The sequence below is a fragment of the Yersinia sp. 2542 StPb PI genome (assembly GCF_048593855.1).
Taxonomy (GTDB): domain Bacteria; phylum Pseudomonadota; class Gammaproteobacteria; order Enterobacterales; family Enterobacteriaceae; genus Yersinia; species Yersinia enterocolitica_E.
In genome coordinates this window covers 1-1154 of the sequence record NZ_JAZGQA010000413.1, presented here as the reverse complement: position 1 = coordinate 1154, position 1154 = coordinate 1, and the positions used below count along the sequence as shown (strand labels likewise).

Genomic DNA, 1154 nt, shown 5'->3' with positions numbered 1-1154 from the left:
GTATTTTGATTGTTCCTTGTGTCTTTATATCAATATCCACAATGGCAGAGCATAATAATGAAGATAATGTCTGTTTTTATTCAAAAGATAATTATTCTGAAAAGGAGGACGGCACAAAATTTTGCGTGCCTTATTATACCGAGGATGAATGGCTATTTAGCCAATGGAATAATAATATTGCATCAATAAAAATTCCGCTAAATTTACGGGTTGAGGTTTTTAGTGATTATTCATTTTTGGGGAAGTCTGCTACGCTTTATAAAAGCACCAATGCGGCTGAGTTGGCGCAGTATGGATTAACAGCAGACATCAGTTCTTATCGTGTATTACCAAAGAATTTATATCCTGAGAATAAGAGGGTGACATTCAATTACCATTCAGACATTTTCGCTGAAAAATATTTCAGCTATGATTATTATGTTAACAATGGTCATAGCATCTTTTTAACCAAGCAAAGTCAGCCTATTGGTGCTGATGGACAAAGTTCTTACTTCTTTTATAGTCATGCAGGGCAGATAATGACGGCCTTTATCGGGCAAGGGTTTGATCGCAACCTTTACTGTTTGTCACCGGTGGTTCGGCGTAGTTCCCAGCTTGATGCTGATGTGGCATTTACCTATTGTGATTTTAATAATTCTGGCCAGTATTGGTTCCCTCAGGTGGTAGAAAATGAAATAAGATTAGTCAATCAAGGGACGGGTACCGCGTTATCATTAGATCAAATCGGTTTCTATGTGAGCTTACATACTAGCCCGATTAATATTCTACATGGCAGGGAACAACATTTTCAGCAGGGAACCGTGGATAAATACACTCTATGGTTTGATGCGTCTACTATTGAAACGTGGCAGGAAAAGGCAGTCAGACCATTATTACAATATAAGGAAACGCTTGAATCCAGGGGGGTAAATGACCAACGTGAGGTAATAACCCATCGGTTGGACCAACCAGATGATACCTATATCTATTTGGGAAATAAAGAAGGTAGGAATCATATTTATTATGATGCAGAAACTCAATCACTGATGGCTTATAATAAATTAAGTAAGGGTAAGGCGTTAATAGAGTCCTCGTGCCTTTCATTATTGAATGATGGCACTGACCAACCTTCGGCGATTAGCTTTACCTACCATCGCAGTAACTACAGTGATAAT

At 38.2% G+C, this 1154-nt stretch carries 1 pseudogene; it reads left to right on the top strand.

Annotated features, from left to right (window positions below):
- Positions 1-2: 2 nt before the first annotated feature.
- A pseudogene (locus V1952_RS21990) lies at positions 3-1154 on the top strand (hypothetical protein); the annotation flags it as partial.